General features: G+C 68.4%; 12 protein-coding genes. 5 read left to right on the forward strand and 7 right to left on the reverse strand.

Features of this window, described 5'->3' with window-relative positions; genetic code table 11:
• Positions 1-29 precede the first annotated feature (29 nt).
• Together fadD32 and ACWEOI_RS29275 are read right to left on the reverse strand one after the other, a co-directional pair.
• A complete protein-coding gene (fadD32, locus tag ACWEOI_RS29270; RefSeq protein WP_452361658.1) occupies positions 30-1,910 on the reverse strand; it encodes a long-chain-fatty-acid--AMP ligase FadD32 in 1,881 nt (626 codons plus the stop codon).
• A 109-nt stretch (positions 1,911-2,019) separates the two neighbouring features.
• A complete protein-coding gene (locus ACWEOI_RS29275) occupies positions 2,020-3,264 on the reverse strand; it encodes a KasA/KasB family beta-ketoacyl-ACP synthase (RefSeq protein ID WP_433671206.1) in 1,245 nt (414 codons plus the stop codon).
• A 292-nt stretch (positions 3,265-3,556) separates the two neighbouring features.
• Between ACWEOI_RS29275 and ACWEOI_RS29280 the strand changes: the two genes are divergently transcribed.
• Positions 3,557-4,555: an acyl-ACP desaturase gene (locus tag ACWEOI_RS29280; RefSeq protein ID WP_433671204.1), complete on the forward strand. Its 999-nt coding sequence runs from the start codon at positions 3,557-3,559 to the stop codon at positions 4,553-4,555.
• Positions 4,556-4,609: 54 nt separating this feature from the next.
• Here ACWEOI_RS29280 and ACWEOI_RS29285 read toward each other — a convergent pair whose 3' ends face one another.
• Genes ACWEOI_RS29285 through ACWEOI_RS29295 form a run of 3 tightly spaced genes read right to left on the reverse strand, consistent with a single transcriptional unit; the run spans position 4,610 to position 7,758 of the window.
• A complete protein-coding gene (locus ACWEOI_RS29285) occupies positions 4,610-5,443 on the reverse strand; it encodes a DUF72 domain-containing protein (RefSeq protein WP_452361659.1) in 834 nt (277 codons plus the stop codon).
• 10 nt (positions 5,444-5,453) lie between these two features.
• The gene (gene glpK / locus ACWEOI_RS29290) at positions 5,454-6,968 is read right to left on the reverse strand and encodes a glycerol kinase GlpK (protein ID WP_433671201.1); all 1,515 of its coding nucleotides are present in this window, start codon (positions 6,966-6,968) and stop codon (positions 5,454-5,456) included.
• Positions 6,969-6,993: 25 nt separating this feature from the next.
• On the reverse strand, positions 6,994-7,758 hold the full coding sequence (locus tag ACWEOI_RS29295; protein ID WP_452361660.1) for an IclR family transcriptional regulator: 765 nt from the start codon (positions 7,756-7,758) through the stop codon (positions 6,994-6,996).
• Positions 7,759-7,931: 173 nt separating this feature from the next.
• On the opposite strand from ACWEOI_RS29295, the gene glpK (ACWEOI_RS29300) reads away from it, so the two are divergent.
• The 4 genes from glpK (ACWEOI_RS29300) to ACWEOI_RS29315 all read left to right on the forward strand — a co-directional run bounded on the left by glpK (ACWEOI_RS29300) (position 7,932) and on the right by ACWEOI_RS29315 (position 13,447).
• Positions 7,932-9,461 (forward strand): glycerol kinase GlpK, encoded by a 1,530-nt coding sequence (gene glpK, locus ACWEOI_RS29300; protein WP_452361661.1) that lies wholly within the window; start codon positions 7,932-7,934, stop codon positions 9,459-9,461.
• Between the two features lie 54 nt (positions 9,462-9,515).
• Positions 9,516-11,192, forward strand: coding sequence for a glycerol-3-phosphate dehydrogenase (gene glpD, locus ACWEOI_RS29305; protein ID WP_452361662.1), 1,677 nt, complete (start codon positions 9,516-9,518; stop codon positions 11,190-11,192).
• Between the two features lie 254 nt (positions 11,193-11,446).
• Positions 11,447-12,001 carry a hypothetical protein gene (locus tag ACWEOI_RS29310; protein WP_452361663.1) on the forward strand — a complete coding sequence of 185 codons (555 nt, stop codon included), beginning with the start codon at positions 11,447-11,449 and terminating at the stop codon, positions 11,999-12,001.
• Positions 12,002-12,022: 21 nt separating this feature from the next.
• A complete protein-coding gene (locus ACWEOI_RS29315; RefSeq protein WP_452361664.1) occupies positions 12,023-13,447 on the forward strand; it encodes a WGR domain-containing protein in 1,425 nt (474 codons plus the stop codon).
• A gap of 14 nt (positions 13,448-13,461) precedes the next feature.
• Here ACWEOI_RS29315 and ACWEOI_RS29320 read toward each other — a convergent pair whose 3' ends face one another.
• Together ACWEOI_RS29320 and ACWEOI_RS29325 are read right to left on the reverse strand one after the other, a co-directional pair.
• The gene (locus tag ACWEOI_RS29320; RefSeq protein WP_433671189.1) at positions 13,462-13,965 is read right to left on the reverse strand and encodes a hotdog domain-containing protein; all 504 of its coding nucleotides are present in this window, start codon (positions 13,963-13,965) and stop codon (positions 13,462-13,464) included.
• Positions 13,966-14,011: 46 nt separating this feature from the next.
• The gene (locus ACWEOI_RS29325; protein WP_452361665.1) at positions 14,012-16,591 is read right to left on the reverse strand and encodes an ATP-dependent Clp protease ATP-binding subunit; all 2,580 of its coding nucleotides are present in this window, start codon (positions 16,589-16,591) and stop codon (positions 14,012-14,014) included.
• Between the last annotated feature and the right edge of the window lie 196 nt (positions 16,592-16,787).

The raw sequence follows: 16,787 nt of genomic DNA on the forward strand, positions 1-16,787 counted from the left end.
GGTGTGCCCCTCGGCAACGCGCGCCGGAATCAGTCGACGTGGTCGGGGAAGGCCTGCTGGCGATGGCCGCCCCGGAGGGTGCCCTCCAGATAGGCCGCCTTGCACGCGCGGCGCGCGATCTTGCCGCTGGAGGTGCGGGGAATGGACCCCGCGGGCACCAGCAGCAGGTCTCGGACGGTCACACCGTGCCGCTTGGCGATGGCCGCCCGCACGGTCTCGGTGATCGGCTCCGGATCGAGTTTGGCCGCGCCGGTTCCGCGTTCGGCCACGATGACCAGTTGCTCGGCGCCGGTGGCCGGATCCGAGCCGTTGACCGTGACCACCTCGCCGGGCAGCTGGTCGCCCGCGACCGAGAAGGCGGCCACGAATCCGGGCCGCAGCGCGGTGCTGGACTCCTGGGCGGAGTACTCCAGATCCTGCGGGTAGTGATTGCGCCCGTCCACGATGACCAGGTCCTTGACCCGGCCGGTGATGAACAGCTCGCCGTCGTAGTACGCGCCGAAGTCACCGGTGCGCATCCAGTTCGCCTCCGGCTCGGCGCCTTCGGCGTGGCTCCGGGGCTGGCGGGCGACGATCCGGTTGTGGAAGGTGGCCTCGCTCTCCTGGGGACGGCCCCAGTAGCCGCGGCCGATGTTCGCGCCGTGCAGCCAGATCTCGCCGACCTCGCCGTCGGGCTTCTCCGCGCCGGTCTCCGGATCCACGATGGCCGCCCACTGCGATAGCGCCACGTACCCGCAGGACACCTGGGACACAGCGTTGTCCGCGTGCTCGTCGACCTCCACCATGCGCCCGGCATTGAGCTTGGTGCGGTCCACCCAGACCGTGCGGGCCTCGTCCTCGCGCTTGGTGGCGGAGACGAACAGGGTGGCCTCGGCCATGCCGTAGCAGGGCTTGATGGCGGTCTTGGGCAGGCCGTAGGGGGCGAAGGCGTCGTTGAACTTCCGCATGGAGGTCACCGACACCGGCTCGCTGCCATTGATCAGGCCGATGACATTGGACAGGTCCAATTCCTCACCGGGCTTGGGCAATCCGCGCGCCGCCGCGTGTTCGAAGGCGAAATTGGGTGCGGCGGCGAAGATCTCGGCGCCGTCCTCCTGGGCGGCCAGTTCCTTGATCCAGCGGTGCGGCCGGCGCACGAAGGCGCTGGGCGACATGATGGTGATGTACTTGCCGCCCAGGGTGGGCAGGATGACGGTCAGCAGCCCCATGTCGTGGAACAGCGGCAGCCAGGTGACGCCGCGCGCCTTCTCGGTGATGCCGATGGCGTCGATCATCTGCAGCAGGTTGGTGCCGACCGCCCGGTGGGTGATCTCGACACCGGCTGGGGTGCGGGTCGATCCGGAGGTGTACTGCAGGTAGGCGACGTCGTCCATCTGCAGGTGCGGGCGCACCCAGCTCTCCCCCACCCCGTCCGGGATGGCCTCGACCGCGATGATGCGCGGACGTTGCGGCGCGGGCAGGTGTTTGAAGATCTCGCGCACCCCGGCCGCGGCCGAGCCGACGGTCAGGATGGCCGCGGGGTTGCAGTCCTCGAGCACCGCGTGGAGCCGGTCGGTGTGGCCCTGCTCGTCCGGATCGAACAGCGGCACCGCGATATTGCCCGCGTACACCGAGGCGTACATCGACACGATGTAGTCCAGGCCCTGCGGCGCCAGGATGGCGACGCGGTCCCCCGGCTGCGTGACCTGCTGCAGCCGGGCGGCTACCGCGCGCAGCCGGACGCCGAAGCGGTTCCACGTGATGTCGTGGTACTCCCCGTCGCGTTCGCGTGAATAGTCGATATAGCGGTAGGCGAGCTCGTCCCCGTTGGCCGCGGCATGCTTGTCGACCAGGTCGACCATGGTCTGGTTGTCAGGGATCTTGATGTGGCCGTGCTCGTCCAGATAGTCATCGAAGGTCTCGCCGATCATTCCCTATCCTTTTTCAGCTCGCGGTCCGTCAGAACCGCGCAGTGACACCGAACAAAGATCGACACGAAAGCCCGAATGTAGCTGGGGGCTTCGGGACTCTAGCAGAGGGTCAGTACCTGCCGAAAGCGATGGCGACGTTGTGCCCGCCGAAGCCGAACGAGTTGTTGAGCGCGTACTCGTAGCGTCCCGGCCGAGCCTGGCCCTTCACCACGTCGAGGTCGATCTCCGGGTCCTGGTTCTCCAGATTCAGTGTGGGAGGGATGATTCCGTCCCGCACGCTGAGCACGGTGATGACCGACTCCAGCGCACCGACTGCGCCGATCGAATGTCCGAGCGCGGACTTGGGCGCGTACACCGCGGCATGATTGCCGACCGCTTGCCGAATCGCGTTGGCCTCCGCGGTATCCCCGATCGGGGTGGCGGTGGCGTGCGCATTGATATGCGTGACATCGGATTTGGCCAGGCCCGCGAACTCCATGGCGCGGCTCATGGCGCGGGCCGCTCCGGTGCCCTCGGGATCGGGGGCGACCAGGTGGAACCCGTCGGAGGTGATGCCCGCGCCCATGATGCGGGCGTGGATGGTGGCCCCGCGCGCCTTGGCGTGCTCCTCGGTCTCGATCACCATGAGCGCCCCGGCCTCGCCGAAGACGAACCCGTCGCGTTCCATGTCGAAGGGGCGGGAGGCGCCCTTGGGGTCGTGGTTGCGGGTGCTCATGGCGCGCATCATGGAGAAGCCCGCGATGGGCAGCGCCTGGATGGAACCCTCCACGCCGCCTGTGACCACCATGTCGGCATCGCCCATGACGACCGTGCGCCAGGCGTTCGCGATCGCCTCGGAACCGGACGAACACGCCGAAACAGGCGTCGACACGCCAGCCCTCGCGCCCAATTCGACACCCACGCAGGCGGCCGCGCCGTTCGGCATGACGGCTTGCACGGTGTGCGGCAACACCTTCCGGTAGCCGCCGTTGATCAGCTTGTCGCGGGTGGTGATGAGCATCTCCGCACCGCCGAGACCGGTGCCGATGGAGACGGCGAGGCGATCCTTGTCCACCTCCGGGGATCCGGCGTTGGCCCAGACCTCGCGGCACAGCACCACGGCCATCTGCTCGACGTAGGACAGGCGGCGAGCCTCCGCCTTGGACAACTGGTCGGTGGGCGACACCTTGAGGTGCCCGCCGATCCGGACGGGGAGGCCGAAGTCGTCGAGGAAGCTGTCCTCGAGGACGTCGATCCCGCTCTCGCCGTTGAGTAGCCCCTTCCACGTCGAGTCGACGTCTCCCGCGATCGAGGTGGTCGCAGCCAGGGAGGTGACGACGACACTGGGGTATTTCCGGCGGTTGGGCGTCTGCATGTTCACACTCTCCGTAGCAATGCTTCAGCGAATCGGTTCTCGATCCGCGTGGGCTGTCAAGGGCAGGTGGAAACTGACGAGCGGGCCCGGCTGTAGAGACTCCGGCGGGTGATGAAGACAATATTCGGCGAACTGGGCTAGATTATCCGAGGCGAAGCCGACCAGTCCCATTAAGCGACACGCGGGCATCCCTTTTCAATCCCAGAGTCCTACTCGACACGGCGGCCGATCGCCGGATCTCCCGAGCATCATTCCCGCAGTGCCGAGCCATTTCAAGGGAGGGCATACGATCGTGGCCAGGAGTCTCACGCAGTTGGAGCTGCTCCTCGAGCTGGAACCGATTGCCGAGCAGAACGTGAACCGCCATCTATCGATGGCCAAGGACTGGCACCCCCACGACTACGTCCCGTGGGACCAGGGTCGCAACTTCGCAGCTATGGACGGCACGGACTGGCAGCCGGAACAGTCGGCTCTCAGCGAAGTCGCCAAGGCGGCAATGATCACCAATCTTCTCACCGAGGACAATCTGCCCAGCTATCACCGGGAAATCGCCGAGAACTTCTCTCAGGACGGCCCCTGGGGCACCTGGGTGGGCCGCTGGACCGCCGAGGAGAACCGGCACGGCATCGTGATCCGGGACTACCTGGTGGTCACCCGGGGCGTGGATCCGGTGGCGCTGGAGCAGGCGCGGATGACGCACATGACGAGCGGCTACAACGCCGCCCAGCTGATCAAGAAACACTCTGGGACCGACTACGTGCCCGCCGATGCCGGTTTCATGCATTCCGTCGCCTATGTGACGTTTCAGGAATTGGCGACGCGCGTGTCGCACCGCAATACCGGCAAAGCCTGCGACGACCCCATCGCGGACCGCATGCTGCAGCGCATCGCCGCCGACGAGAACCTGCACATGATCTTCTACCGCAATATGTGCGGCGCGGCCCTGGACCTCTCGCCGGACCAGGCCATGGAGGCCATCGCCAATGTCGTGCTCCGCTTCCAGATGCCCGGCCTGGGGATGCCCAACTTCCGCCGTAACGGCGTGCTGATGGCCAAGCACGGCATCTACGATCTGCGCCAGCACCTGGAGGAGGTGCTGCTGCCCAACCTCAAGAAGTGGAGCATCTTCGAGCGCAACGACTTCGGGCCCGAGGGCGACCGCCGCCGCAACGAGGTCGGGGTGTACCTGGACAAGCTCCAGAAGGACGTCGTCCGATTCGAGGAACAGCGGGACAAGTCGCTGGCCCGCGAGGCCCGGCGCACCGGCAACCCGCCGCTGCTGATCGGCTGAATCACCCGGCGGCACACGGTGGCCGGACGACGTCCGCCGGGTGCCGCCGGCCCGTCAGAACAGCGTCATCGGATCGGTGGGTTCGGGGGTGGGCAGGGGCGCCAGGTCGGGCACGCGCGCGGCCACCTCGGCGTGGAAGCGGCGGGCCAGGGTCCGGGAGGCCGCGTTGTCCGGCGTGTGGATGAACACCGTGGGGGAACGGCCTTCCCGCAGCCAGTCGACCGTGGTGTCGATCCACGGCTGCCAGCCCGCCACGGTGGCGGCGGCGTCGTCGCGGCCGTGATAGCGGACGATCGGGAACTCGGTGAGCGCGCGGGTGCGGCGCGGGTTGTTGGGCTTCTTCGACGACGCCTCGTACTCGGCGGCGCTGGTGGGCGGGGCGGCGAACAGGACGGTGGTGTCGAAAGGGATCCACTCGGCCCCGGCCGCGTTCAGCACCGCTTCGAGTTGCGCTGTAGCGCGCTGGTTCTCGAAGAAGGCAGGGTGGCGCACCTCCACGGCGCAGCGGTAGTGGGACGGGATGGCCTGGAGCAGGTCGGCCAGCGCGGTCAGGTTGGTGAACGAGCCCGGCAGCTGGATCCACAACGCGTGCAGGCGGCGGCCCAGCGGTTCGATGGCGTCGAGGAAGCCCGACATCTCGTCGTCCACGCCGGTGAGGCGGCGGTCGTGCGTGATGGTGCGGGGCAGCTTCATGACGAACCGGAAATCGGGATCGGTTTGCCGGGCCCAGGATTGGACGGTGCGGCGCTGCGGGACCGCGTAGAAGGTGGTGTTGCCCTCCACCGCGTTGCACCAGGAGGAGTAGGTGCGCAGGCGTTCGGCCGGGGGTATCGGCTTCTCCTGCCAGTCCGGGTGTGTCCACATTGCGCAACCGACGTAGAGCCGCATACCTGCCACGTTAGGTCAAGGGCTTCTTGGGGCGCAGCCAACCGAAGGTAAGCTCCACCGCCCGCCGCCAGTTGTCGTACTCCTCGGCGCGCAGCGCGGGGTCCATGCGCGGCAGCCATTGGGCCGCGACGCGCCAATTGTGGCGCAGGCCCTCGAGATCCGGCCAGAAACCGACCGCCAGGCCCGCCGCGTAGGCCGCGCCCAGCGACACCGTCTCCGCCACGATCGGCCGCAGCACCGGGATGTCGAGGACGTCCGCGACGATCTGCATGAGCAGGTTGTCCGAGGTCATGCCGCCCGCCACCCGCAGCGACGCGGCCCGGAGCCCGGAGTCGGCGTTCATGGCCTCGAGCACGTCACGGGTCTGCCACGCCGTCGCCTCCAGCACGGCCCGCGCTATGTGCCCCTTGGTGATGTACGAGGTGAGCCCGATGAGCAGCCCGCGCGCGTCGCTGCGCCAGTGCGGCGCGTACAGGCCGGAGAAGGCGGGCACCAGGTAGCAGCCGCCATTGTCCTGCACTGTGCCCGCGAGGGTTTCGATCTCGGGAGCGCTCGCGATCAGGCCGATATTGTCGCGCAGCCACTGCACCAGCGAGCCGGTCACCGCGATCGGTCCCTCCAGGGCGTACACCGGTTCCGGACCCACCTGGTAGCCGATGGTGGTGAGCAGCCCGTGTTCGGACCGCACCAGCTCCTTGCCGGTGTTCATCAAGAGGAATCCACCAGTGCCGTAGGTACATTCGGTCTCGCCGGGCGCGAAACAGGTCTGGCCGAACAGCGCCGCGTGCTGGTCACCGAGCGCCGCCGCGATGCGCACGCCGGGCAGCACCTGCGCCGCGGTCCCGAAGTCACCGGTGGACGGCTGGATGTCCGGCAGCATGGCCCGCGGAATGTCGAAGAACCGCAACAGCTCCGAATCCCATTGCAGCGTGGCCAGATTCATCAGCAGCGTGCGCCCGGCATTGGTGACGTCGGTGACGTGCACTCCCCCGTCCGGCCCCCCGGTGAGGTTCCAGATCAGCCAGGTCTCCATGGTCCCGAAAAGCACCTCGCCGCGTTCGGCACGATCCCGCAGACCCGGTGTGCGGTCCAGCAGCCAGCGCAGCCGGGGCGCGGCGAAGTAGGTGGCCAGCGGCAGGCCGCAGAGTTCCCGGATGCGTTCCGCCCCAGGGGTTTCCCGCATGCGCTCGACCAGGTCCTCGGTGCGCACATCCTGCCACACGATGGCGCGGGCGACCGGCACGCCGGTGGCGCGGTCCCACACCACGGTGGTCTCGCGCTGGTTCGCGATGCCCACCGCCGCCACCTGATCGGCGGTGATGCCCGAATCCCGCAGGGCCGCGGGCACGATGCGCTCCACATTGCGCCAGATCTGCACCGCATCCTGCTCCATCCAGCCGGGCCGCGGGTAGTACTGGCGGTGTTCGCGCTGCGCCACGCCGCTCAGGCGGGCGCGCTGATCGAAGAGGATGGCCCGGGTCGAGGTGGTGCCCTGGTCGATGGCGAGCACGAACCGCTGCGTCATGCGTGACTGCTCCTGTCGGGGAAAGTCATTGCGCGCCACCGAGATCCCGGGAGACCGCGGCCGCCGCGTCGCGGACCTGGGTGACCGGTGCGGACCGGATGCGCAGCTGTCCGTCGCAGAGCCGGTCGATCGGCCCGGTGATGCCGATGGCTCCGACCACCAAACCACCCCGGGAGCGAATCGGCGCGGCGACACTCGCCTCGCCGGAACGGTATTCGCCGATATCGCCCGCCCATCCGGCGCGCCGGACCTCGGTGATCGCCCGCCGCAGCGCCGCCGGATCGGTGATGGTGCGATGCGTCAGGGCGGGCAACTCACCGTCGCGCATCCCGTCGGCGAGGTCGCCGTCGTAGGCCAGCAGCACCTTGCCCAGCGCGGTCGCGTGCGGCGGCAACTCCTCGCCGACCGCGAGTTCCTGCTCGGTGTTGTCGGGCCGAAAGACGTGGTGGACCACCACCACGCCGCCCTCCACGGGCGCGGCGATGCGCACCGATTCACCGCTGCGCGCGGCCAGGGCGTCGGCCCGGTTGATCGCGCGGGAGCGGAGTTCATTGGCGTCCAGATGCCCGGCCCCGAGGTCCTGCAGCGCCGGACTCAGCAGGTATTTGCCGCTGACCGGGTCCTGATCGACGAATCCGACGCCCTGCAGGGTCCGGAGAATGCCGTGCGCGGTGGGCTTGGCCAGACCGAGCGCCGCGGCGATCTCGCCGACCGCCATCCGCCCGGAACCGCGGGCCAGCAGCCGCAGAATGGCCGCGGCGCGCTCGATCGACTGAATCGGTCCCGGCACGCTTGAAACCTATCAGCCGTAACCCGCCGGCTAACCGTTCGGCATTGTCGAACGCGTCCTCTGTGCGGACGACGTTCCACTTCGTAGCGTTGACATCGGCCCGGATACGCACCGGTTCCACCCTCTCCACCAGGGATATCGGACTCAATGGCGAGCTTCCCGAAAGGACCGCGATGACGCAGTATGTCGGAGCCATCGATCAAGGCACGACCTCCACGCGCTTCATGGTGTTCGACCACGGCGGCAATGTGGTTGCCCGCCATCAGCTCGAACACGAGCAGATCCTCCCGCAGGCCGGTTGGGTGGAACACAATCCCGACGAGATCTGGGAGCGCGCCCGCACCGTCATCAAGAGCGCCCTGGCCGGCGCCGGTCTCACCGCGAGCGACCTGGCCGCCGTCGGCGTCACCAATCAGCGCGAGACCACCATCGTGTGGAACCGCCGCACCGGACGCCCCTACTACAACGCCATCGTCTGGCAGGACACCCGCACCGACCGCATCGTGGCCGAGGTCGAGAAGGCGGGCAAGGGCGATCTGATCCGCGAACGCGCCGGACTGCCGCCCGCGCCGTACTTCTCCGGCGGCAAGCTGAAGTGGATCCTCGACAATGTGCCCGGCGTACGCGAGGACGCGGAGGCCGGTGACGCCCTCTTCGGGACGCCCGACACCTGGATCATCTGGAACCTCACCGGCGGCGTCCAGGGCGGTGTCCACATCACCGACCCCACCAATGCCTCGCGCACCATGCTCATGGATCTCGAAACCCTGGACTGGGACGAGGAATTGCTCGCGGTGTTCGACGTGCCGCGGAGCGTGCTGCCGCGCATCGCGCCCTCGGCCGATCCTGAGAGCTTCGGCACCACCAACCCCAATGGCCCGTTCAAGGGCGAGGTGCGGATCGCGGGCGTGCTCGGCGATCAGCAGGCCGCCACCGTCGGCCAGGTCTGCTTCCGGCCCGGCGAGGCCAAGAACACCTACGGCACCGGCAATTTCCTCATGCTGAACACCGGTCCCGAGATCGTGCGCTCCAAGCACGGGCTGCTCACCACCGTCGCCTACCAGTTCGGTGACGACAAACCGGTGTACGCGCTGGAGGGCTCGATCGCCGTCACCGGCTCGGCCGTGCAGTGGCTGCGCGATCAGCTCGGCATCATCTCCGGCGCGGAGCGGGTCGAGGCGCTGGCCCGGCAGGTCTCCGACAGCGGCGGCGTGTACTTCGTGCCCGCCTTCTCCGGCCTGTTCGCGCCCTACTGGCGCGCGGACGCCCGCGGCGTCATCGTGGGCCTGTCGCGCTACAGCAACAATGCCCATATCGCCAGGGCCACACTGGAATCCATCTGCTACCAGACCCGCGACGTGGTCGAGGCCATGCAGCAGGACTCCGGCGTCACCCTCGACACGCTGCGCGTGGACGGCGGCGTCACCGCCAACGAACTCGCCATGCAGATCCAGGCCGACTTCCTCGGCGTCCCGGTCTCGCGACCGGTGGTCTCGGAGACCACCGCGCTCGGCGCGGCCTATGCCGCCGGGCTCGCGGTCGGATTCTGGAGCAGCACGGACGAACTCGTCGCCAACTGGCACGAGGACAAGAACTGGCAACCCACCATGACCGAGGAGCAGCGGCGCCGGGGTTACGCGCGCTGGCTCAAAGCCGTGTCCCGCACCCTCGACTGGGTCGACCTCGACGACGACGAGGACTGAGCGGTGACCGGCCCCCATCACAAGCCTGAAATTACCGATAGCAAGGAGCGTTTCGTGTCCGCACAACTGGATCCCGCCTACCGCGCCCGGGCGATTGATTCGCTCGGCGACACCGAAATCGACGTGCTCGTGATCGGTGGTGGAGTGACCGGAGCGGGCGCCGCCCTCGACGCCGCCTCGCGCGGGCTGTCCGTCACCCTGGTCGAAGCGCGCGACTTCGCCGCCGGCACCTCGAGCCGGTCCTCGAAGCTCATCCACGGCGGCCTGCGCTACCTCGAGCAGTACGACTTCGCCCTGGTCCGTGAGGCTTTGAAGGAACGCGGCCTGCTGCTCAACAAGCTGGCCCCGCACCTGGTGCACCCGGTGTCGTTCCTGTTCCCGCTGCAGAAGCACTACGAGCGCTTCTACATCGGCGCGGGCATCGCCCTCTACGACACCATGGGCGGCGCGCGCTCGGTGCCGATGCACAAGCACCTGAGCCGTTCCCGCGCACTGGAATTGGCGCCCGCGCTCAAGGAAGACGCCATGACCGGCGCCATCCGCTACTACGACGCGCAGGTCGACGACGCCCGCCACACCATGATGATCGCGCGCACCGCGGCCCAGCACGGCGCGACCGTGCTGACCCGCACCAAGGTCACCGGCCTGCTGCGCGACGGTGAGCGGATCGCCGGCGCGAAGGTCGTGGATCTGGAAACCGGTCTGGAGCACAGCATCCGGGCCCGCACCGTGATCTCGGCGACCGGCGTGTGGACCGACGACATGATCAAGATGACCGGCGTGGAGTTCCCGTTCCACGTGCGCATGTCCAAGGGCGTGCACATCATGGTGCCGCGCGAGAAGCTGGACCTGGGCACCGGCATCGCCATGAAGACCGAGAAGTCGGTGCTGTTCGTCATCCCGTGGGCCGAGCACTGGATCATCGGCACCACCGACACCGACTGGTCGCTGGACAAGAACCACCCGACCGCCACCGCCGGGGACGTCCAGTACATCCTCGACCACGTCAATTCGCTGCTGCGCGAACCACTCACCCGTGCCGACATCGTCGGCACCTACGCGGGCCTGCGGCCGCTCATGACCGGCGCGTCCAAGGAGACCTCGAAGCTCTCGCGCGAACACGCGGTGGCCGAGCCCGCCCCGGGACTGTTCGTCATCGCGGGCGGCAAGTACACCACCTACCGGGTGATGGCCGCCGACGTGGTCGACGCCGCCGCCGAACGCCTGGGCAGCGACGTCGCGCCCTCGGTGACCGCGAATCTGCCCATCCTGGGCGCGGTCGGCTACCACGAACTGCTCGACCGGGTTCCCGAGGTGGCCGCGGCCGCCGGGCTGCCGGAGCAGACCGTCACCCACCTGCTGGGCCGCTACGGCTCGCTGACCGACGAGATCTTCGACCTCATCGCGGCGGTTCCCGCACTGGCCGAACCGATTCCGGGCGCGGAGGACTACCTGGGGGCGGAAGCCGTCTACGCCGCCACCCACGAGGGCGCGCTGCACCTGGACGACCTGCTCACCCGGCGCACCCGCATCTCCATCGAGGTGCTCGATCGCGGACTGAAGGCGGCGCGCGAGATCGCCCGGCTCATCGCCCCGTACCTGGAGTGGGACGACGAGCGCACCAATGCCGAGATCAACCGGTACTTCGACCGCGTGCACGCCGAGCTGGCCGCCAACGAGGAGAAGGACGACGAGGCGGCCAACGCGGCCCGCATGATCGCCGTCGGCTGACGACGGATCCGATGGTTCCGACACCGCGCGGGGAGTCTTCCCGCGCGGTGAAAGACCGCATTCTCGTTCACGAAAAGCGCCGTGCCGAAACAGTTTTCGGCACGGCGTTGTGTATTTCGATTCACCGATCCACAGGACGTTCGCCCTTGCCCGTGCCGGGCCCACCCCTCTAGCGTGTTTCCAGAGGTTTGCTGAACTGGAGACCGTAGAGTCGGGTCCAGAGTTGCACCGGACGCCGATCGAGAGGCGAATCAATGGACTTCAGCTCTATTTTTGTCAGCGAGGCCCTGGGCACCGGGATCCTGATCCTGTTCGGCGCGGGCGTGGTAGCCAATGTTGTGCTGGGTAAATCGAAGGGCTTCGACGGCGGCTGGCTGCTGATCAGCTTCGGGTGGGGCATCGCCGTCTTCGCGGGCGTGTACGCCGCCTACATCGCCTACAAGCGGCATTTCGACGAGGAGCCCGACGAGGGTCGCAAGCGCGACCTCGGGCCCCGCATCGCCTACGCGCTGCTGCCCACCCGCCACTCGGCGCACGCTGTCCCGGAACGGATTCCGGCCGGGGTCAGCGCGAGCGGCGCGGCCCGGCGCGTCGTCGAGGACAGCCCCGGCGACCCGGTGACCTCGAACGTCAAGAGCGCCGACTGGAGCTACGCGTGGGTGCCGGTCCTCGGCCCCCTCGTGGGCGGCGCGCTCGCGGGCCTCGTCGCCCAGCTGTACCTGTGGCCCCGAACGCCGCACGGGCCCATCGACCTCGGCGAACGCCGAATGTCGGTGGGCCTTGTTAGTTTTCGCCGCACATCGAGTTGAACGTGAATCTTGGAGCAAGACATGAGCGGCGGGGAGACCACGTACCTGGAACTGTCCCAGGACAGCGGTACAGCACACAAGTTCTACGAGGTCATCGTGACCGGGACGCAGGTGACGATCCGGTACGGGCGCATCGGCGACGCCGGGCAACGACAGGTGAGTTCGTTCCCGACGGCGGACAAGGCCCGCGCGGCGGCGGCCAAGAAGGTCGGCGAGAAGATGCGCAAGGGCTACGCGCCCGCGGTGATGGGCGCCCGCGCGGCGCGCCCGGTCACCCGGCGCGCCATCGTCAGTCAGCGCTCCACCGCCAAGAAGGCCCCGGTGCTGTGGAGCTTCGACTCCGGCGCGGCGGCGTTCGGCATCTTCGTCGACGACGAGCGCTGCTGGGTCGGCAATGAGCACGGCGACGTCTTCACCCTCACCCCCGACGGCACGGTGACCGGCCGGTTCCGGCTGCCCGACGCGGTGAAATGCATTGTCGCCGATGACTTCTGGATCTACGCGGGCTGCGACGACGGCCGCGTCTACGACCTGACCGGCAAGGTGCCGCGCGCGGCCTACGACATCGCCGCCAATGTCGACATCTACTGGCTCGACATCCACGACGGCATCCTCGGCGTCTCCGACCGGCAGGGCGGGCTCACCGTCATCGACCACGAGGAGGAATCGCTGTGGACGCGGCGCAGCACCGGCGACTCCGGCTGGATGGTGCGCATCGACGAATCCGGTGTGTACCACGGACATTCGAACGGCGTCACCACCTACGACCTGGCCACCGGTGACACCCGCTGGCAGGTCGGCACCGGCGGCGCGGTGCTGTTCGGCTGGCAGGAGAACGACGCCGTGTACGCCGGCACCGGCACCCGGCAGGTGCGCATGGTGGCCAAGGACGGGCAGGCCGAACGCACCTACCAGTGCGACGCGGCCGTCTTCTCCTGCGCCACGTCACCGGACGGGCGCTTCGTGTTCGCCGGCGACAACCACTCGTCGGTGTACTGCTTCGACGCCGCGGGCAACCGGCTGTGGAAGCTCGCCACCGGCTGCGGCTCGGCGTACTCCATGCAGTACCACGACGAGAAGCTCTACCTGGTCACCACCAACGGCACCCTGGCCTGCCTGGATGTCAGCGAAGCGGCCATCCGCGACGCCGAGCAGGGCGTGCTGCCGCAGACGCTGTCGATCAAGGCACCGGAGATCTCCGCGGTGGTGCCCAGCTCCACGGTGGAGGTGATCGCGGACGCCGGGGACGGCATCGTGGTCGAATGCGTCCAGGAGAACGGCAACCTCCGCGTGCACGTGCTCTCGGCCGGGTACCAGCGCGGCTGGAATGTGCAGTTCCCCAGGGAGGTTCGCGAAGCGGGGGCGCGCTACGTGGTCGACGCGGTCACCGAGTCGGCGCGCGGCGGGTTCTACCGGGTGCGGGGCGACATCCGCCGGCTGCGCTGAGCCGAAATCCCGAATCAGGCTCCGACGCTGGACAATTCGCCCGGCGTCGCACCGAAACGGTGGAAGTGGGCGGCGTTCACCTCGACGAAGATCGCGCGGCCGATGGCGACCACGGTGTCGCCATCGGTCAGCTCGGTGTGGATGAACAGCTTGCGACCCTCACGGCCGACCAGCTTCCCGGTGACCGTCAATTCTCGGTGCAGCTGGACGGGCACCTTGAAGTCGACCTCGAGTTTCACGGTCACGGCGGGCAGCCGCAGCGGCATCAGCACCGAACCGGAGGCCTCGTCCAGGGCGGCGGAGACGATGCCGCCGTGCGCCACGCCGGGCGCGCCCTGATGCCGCTCGTCCAGTACGAAAGTGCTGCGGACCAGGTCACCGTGGCGTTCGAAGGCCATGGTCGGGGAGGCCGGATTGGCCGGGCCGCAGCCGAAGCAGCCGGGGTGATGGGGCGGGAAGGGCCCCTCGGCGAACAGGTCGCCGAGGGGCAACGGCGCGGCGTCGCGATCGTTCTCCATACCTGAAAGTTAACGCAGGTTCACGTCGGACGCGCAAGCCCGGGGGTCAGTTCTTGCCCGACGCCGACTTCCCGCGCGACGGCTTCACCCCGTTCTTGCTGTGCCCGTCGGCGCTCTTCTTGCCGCTCTTGCCGACGCTCAGGATGGATTCCTCGGTGATCTTGGCGTCGGTCTTCTTGCCGCCGCTGTGGTGCAACGCCTGGATGTTCAACCCGTTGTCGTCGGCGTCGATGCGCACGGTGTCGCCGGGAGCCAGGGCGCCTTCCAGGAGCTTCTTGGCCAGGGCGTTGTCCAGCTCCTTCTGCACCGTGCGACGCAGCGGGCGGGCGCCGAACTCGGGCTGATACCCGGTGTCCGCCAGCCAATCCATGGCCTTGTCGGACACGTCCAGGGCGATGTCCTGGGCGTGCAGCCGGCGGCGGGTGCCGTCGAGCACCAGGCCGACGATGGTGCGCAGCTGGTCCTTGTCGAGGCGGTGGAAGATGATCTGCTCGTCGAGCCGGTTGAGGAACTCCGGGCGGAACTGCTTGCGTAGTCGCTCCTCCAGCTGCGGCTTGATCGAATCCAGGTCACCGTCCTTGGCGGACAGGATGAGATCGGACCCGATATTGCTGGTCAGGATGACGATGGTGTTCTTGAAATCGACGGTGCGGCCCTTGGAATCGGTGACCCGGCCGTCGTCGAGCAGCTGCAGCAGCACATTGAACACATCCGGGTGCGCCTTCTCGACCTCGTCGAACAGGATCACCGAATAGGGCTGGCGGCGCACCTTGTCGGTGAGCTGGGCGGCGTCGTCGTAGCCGATGTATCCGGGCGGGGCGCCGACCAGCCGGGCCACCGTGTGCTTCTCCTGGAACTCGCTCATGTCGAAGCGGATGAGGCGGTCCTCGTCGCCGAACACCGCGGCCGCCAGGGCTTTCGCGAGTTCGGTCTTGCCGACGCCGGTGGGGCCCAGGAACAGGAACGAGCCGATCGGCCGGTTGGGATCCTTGAGCCCGGCGCGAGCGCGGCGCACCGCCTCGGCCACCGCGACGATGGCCTCCTCCTGGCCGATCACCCGCTGGTGCAGATCCTGTTCCAGCTTCAGCAGTTTCGCGCGTTCCTCGGTGGTGAGGTCGGCGACCGGGATGCCGGTGCGGCGCGAGATCACCTCGGCGATATCGGTGATGGTGACCGTCGGGATCTCGGTGCGGTCCACCTCGTCGGCGGTCTTCCGCTCCAGCTTCGCGATCTCGGCCTTGATCTTGTTGGCCTTCTCGTAGTCCTCGCCCTTGACCGCGGCGTCCTTCTCCCGATTCAGGTGCGCCAGTTGCTCTTCCAGCTCACGCACCTTGGGATCCGGTGTGCGCGTGCGCAATCGGACGCGGGCACCGGCCTGGTCGATCAGGTCGATGGCCTTGTCCGGCATGAACCGGTCGGTCAGGTAGCGGTCGGACAGTTCGGCGGCCGCGATCAGCGCCTCGTCCAGATAGCGGACCTGGTGGTGCTCCTCGTACACGTCGGCGAGGCCGCGCAGGATCTCGATGGTGTCGGCCACCGACGGCTCGGACACCATGACCGGCTGGAAGCGGCGTTCCAGCGCCGCGTCCTTCTCGATGTATTTGCGGTACTCGTCGATGGTGGTCGCGCCGATGGCGTGCAATTCGCCGCGGGCCAGGGCGGGCTTGAGCATATTGCCCGCGTCCATGGAACCCTCGCCACCGCCGCCCGCGCCCACGATGGTGTGCAGCTCGTCGATGAACACCACCAATTCGTCGGAGTGCGCGCGCACCTCGTCGAGCACCTTGGTGAGCCGTTCCTCGAATTCACCGCGATATTTGCTGCCCGCCACCATGGAACTCACGTCGAGGGCGACCACGCGGCGGTCGGCCAGCGTGGCGGGCACGTCACCGTTGACGATGCGCTGGGCCAGGCCCTCCACGATGGCGGTCTTGCCGACGCCCGGATCGCCGATCAGCACCGGATTGTTCTTGCGCCGCCGCGACAGGATCTCGACGGTCTGCTCGATCTCCTCGGCGCGGCCGACCACCGGGTCGACCTGGCCCGCGCGGGCCTCCGCGGTGAGGTCGCGGCCGTACTCGTCCAGCGTCGGGGTGTCGGAGGGCTCCTTGGCCGTCGGGCCCCCGGTGGCCGCGGGCATCTTCGCGCCCGCCAGCGCCTGGGCGGCCGCGCTGTCGTGCAGGCCCGCGATGCCCAGCAGGATGTGCTCGGGTCCGATGTAGCTGCTGCCCGCCTCGGCGGCGCTGCGCTGCGAATTGCGCAGGGCCAGCTTGGCGGCCGGGCTCAGGGCCAGGGCATGGTCGTCGCCGTGCGCGCCGGCGCCGCTGCCCGCCGCGGTGCGCATGTGCTCGCGCAGCTGTTCGGGGTCGCGGCCGATCTCGGCGATGATGCTGCGCGCCGGCTCGACGGCCGCGGCCGCGTAGAGCAGGTGCTCGGGGGTGATCTCGGTGCTGCCCCAGTCGTGCGCGGCCTGGCGCGCGGTGTCGACGACCTGTTTGGCGCTCTCGCTCAGCAATCGGGTCAGGTCGATGCGCTGCACCGGTGGCCGGCGTGACATTCCGGATCCGAAGAAGCGGTCGAAGATATCGTCGAAGGAATCCATCGAACTGGGCCAGCCCTGCGTCATGCGGTCACCTCGCGGCTTCGGGTGACGCCCCGGCAGACCCGGTAGGACTCGGAATGACAACGAGCCTGCCGACGCGTCAGCTAACGGATGGCGAACTCGGTGACCACAGTAGTAGCCTCGGCCCCGATGAGCGACCTCTACGGAGATCTCGATACGCGCGCGGCCGCGGTGGCCGCTCAGGTGGTGCGCTGGCGGC

The sequence above is a fragment of the Nocardia sp. NPDC004340 genome, from assembly GCF_053602575.1.